The 2,892-nt window shown below is 41.5% G+C and carries 4 protein-coding genes; 1 reads left to right on the forward strand and 3 read right to left on the reverse strand.

What is annotated here, in order from left to right; translation table 11 throughout:
• The coding region (locus AB4496_RS09640) for a TfoX/Sxy family DNA transformation protein (protein ID WP_372130875.1) at positions 1-580 on the forward strand (580 nt) is incomplete at its 5' end.
• Positions 581-705: 125 nt separating this feature from the next.
• Here the strand turns inward: AB4496_RS09640 and AB4496_RS09645 are convergent.
• The 3 genes from AB4496_RS09645 to AB4496_RS09655 form a co-directional block, all read right to left on the reverse strand.
• Positions 706-1,260, reverse strand: coding sequence for a hypothetical protein (locus AB4496_RS09645; RefSeq protein WP_009847060.1), 555 nt, complete (start codon positions 1,258-1,260; stop codon positions 706-708).
• A gap of 359 nt (positions 1,261-1,619) precedes the next feature.
• The gene (locus AB4496_RS09650; protein ID WP_017096722.1) at positions 1,620-2,117 is read right to left on the reverse strand and encodes a response regulator; all 498 of its coding nucleotides are present in this window, start codon (positions 2,115-2,117) and stop codon (positions 1,620-1,622) included.
• Positions 2,110-2,892 (reverse strand): sensor histidine kinase (locus AB4496_RS09655; protein ID WP_372130877.1); only part of this gene is annotated, 783 nt, incomplete at its 5' end. The genes AB4496_RS09650 and AB4496_RS09655, both read right to left, overlap by 8 nt.

Genomic DNA, 2,892 nt, shown 5'->3' on the forward strand with positions numbered 1-2,892 from the left:
GACCGAGACAGCATTTATTAATTACGTGAATCAATTTGGTGAACATCAAAAGCGATCTATGTTTGGAGGTATTGGCCTCTTTCAAAATGACGCTATGTTCGCTTTGTTGAGTGAAGATTGTGTATTCATTCGAGGTGGGAAGTTATTAGATAAAAAGCTGACGGGGCTTGATTGTGAAAAGTATCGTCACGTAAAAAAGCAGACGACAGCAACCGTGAATTACTACGACATCACGGATCTCTTTACGTCTGAGCATCCTGAATTGGATAGTATTATTCGTACTTCAATCGATAATTCAATTCAGCAGCGTAGCTTCAAAAAATCATCTGCTAGCCGTAGATTAAGGGATTTGCCTAACATGCAACTGACGTTAGAACGCATGGTTAAAAAGGCTGGAGTGGATGATGTTTCAATGTTTATGCAGTTGGGTGCATCTGAAGTGTTTAATAAGGTTCGCGAAGCGTACGGAAACGATGTTGACCTAAAATTACTTTGGAAGTTTGCGGGTGCAATTGATGGTATTCACTGGAAACTATTACAAGAGCCACGCAAGCAGCAATTATTAAAGAGCTGCCACTAAAGATATCGCCTGTATATGCATAAGATTACTGTTTATATATAAAAACCGAGGGATTTCCTCGGTTTTTTGTTTCTATCTAGCCCGTTTTAAAGGCTAAGCCCATATGAAGAGCTTTCTCGTTTTACTTAAAGCTTGAAACGAGTCGTGAACATTAACTGATCACCGTAGAAATCATTGATACGAACTTCTGCACCTAGAGAGAATAGTTCTGTAGAGTGGAAACGCACGTAAGCAGAACCGATCCAATCATCTTTATCATCGATAGAAACGTAACCGCCTTTGCCGCCAACTTCTAGTTGTGGGCCAAGCCATTGACGAACACCAACGTTGAATTCCATACCAACATCAGGAGAGCTTTTCGCTGCTGGTTGAACTATACGAGCTAGCATTTCACCCGTTAGATCTGCCCAGTTGTTAATTGGAGCGTGGAAACCAAGACCTACAGCAGAGTCGTAATCGCCTTCAAATTCTGAATCGATACGCGCTACTGCGTGAGCATTCGGGTGGATTGACTTACTGAACGCACCACCAAATGTAATTGGGCTCGCACCGATACGAGCGTCAAAGTAATCGTAGCTAAAGTTGCTCATTACTTGTGCTTGTTCATTTGGTTGTCCATCGACAGCTAGTGCTTGGCTAGAAGCCAATAGCATAGCGGTAGTAAGTAGAATTTTGCGCATAACGACCGTAAACCTTTATTAGTGTTGATCCCTTTGGTTTGATAAAAAATAGCCAAACCATAAACATTGAGACAGTTTAATCTAACTCGCGGAAAAGTAACCCATAAAAATGCTATTCATTTGTCATTTAGCTAAAAAACAAGCAAGTAAAGTACTGCTCTGTTACAGAGATCTCATGTTTTAGGGTTATTTAACAAAATCTAGTATCCATTCACTTGTTATCGATAACTATTAGATACACTTAATTTACTCGCTGTTATACAAAATACACTTAGTGTCAAAGATGCATCGCGACTAACTAATCGCTATTCATCATCTAATCACTATTCATCAAACAACCTCTATTTACCAACCTATCGCTATTCACTGAAACTAGTTCGCTTGTCTGACATTGATGTCAGTATTCGCTCAGTATCTAAAATGGAAGTCCAGTTTAACAACTGCTTGTCGTTTGCAATGACATAGTCTGTCAGTTGTTGAGTAATCGTGTCTCTAAGTTGATCGCCTTGCCAAGGTTTTGAAATATAAAAATCAAGCGCCGCGTTGTTAATTGCTGTGACGGTATCTTCTAGCCCAGCTTGCCCGGTGAGCAGCAGCTTGCGTGTTGGCTTTGTAGAGTCGTGCTGGTTAAGTTCGATAAGAAAATCGATACCCGTTTTGTCAGGCATGATGTGGTCACACAAGATTAAGGCGAGTTTAATACCTTCCTGTCCCATTTCTTTAATCACTTGCTTAGCTTCATCGACCGATTCGGCTCCTTCAACAATAAAATTGTCTTCAAATGGTGCTAAATCTTGAAGGACACTGTTGAGAACCTCTGGCTCATCATCGACACATAAAATTAGGTACTTATTCATGAGGTGCTCCTTCTTGTTTGAATGGAAGCCACACTTGCATGTGTGTATGGCTGCCTACCTCAGACTCCACCAAAATAAAACCTTGATGAGCCGAAACGATTTGTTGAGAAATGGATAACCCAATCCCTAAACCGAAGTTGCCTTCTTTTTTGGTCGTGAAGTTTGGGTTGAAAATAGTGTTGATGTCTTCTTTGGCGATACCGTGTCCAGTGTCCGATATTTGCACTACAAGAAACGTGTCGTCACCTTTAGTTTCTTGATACGTGGTGATAGAGACTTTGCCTCGCTCTGAAAGAGCATCAAGTGCATTAGAGAGAAGGTTGGTCCACACTTGTTGCAGCGAGAGCGACTGGCACAATAGAAGCGGCAAGTCGGTGTCGTAGTGTTTTTCAAGTTGGTGATGTTTGAGCCTGTTTTCAAAGATCACTAACGTATCTTCAAGCCCTTCGTGGATATCTGTGTAGTGGCGGACCTCTTCATCTTCTCGGGCATAGCTTTTTAGGCTTTTGACCATATCGGCAATACGTTTGCTGCAAACTTGAATTGAGCGGATAGAGTTTCCAACATAGTGATAATGCTCTAAGTCATTGAGCAGCTCTTTGCCTGCGACAGGGGAGTCTTTTAAGGTATCTAAAACCGCAGAGTCTTGGCTCAGGTTCAGTCTTACGGCTTTTTTAGCTAGCGCGCGGTCATCGATAGTAGAGGTGAGGTGTTTTACAATTTGTCTTTCTTGAGCTGTTGATAGTGGCTTCGCCATTTTTGACTGTGCTAATAC

The organism is Vibrio sp. 10N.222.46.A1 (genome assembly GCF_041473595.1).
GTDB lineage: Bacteria > Pseudomonadota > Gammaproteobacteria > Enterobacterales > Vibrionaceae > Vibrio > Vibrio tasmaniensis_A.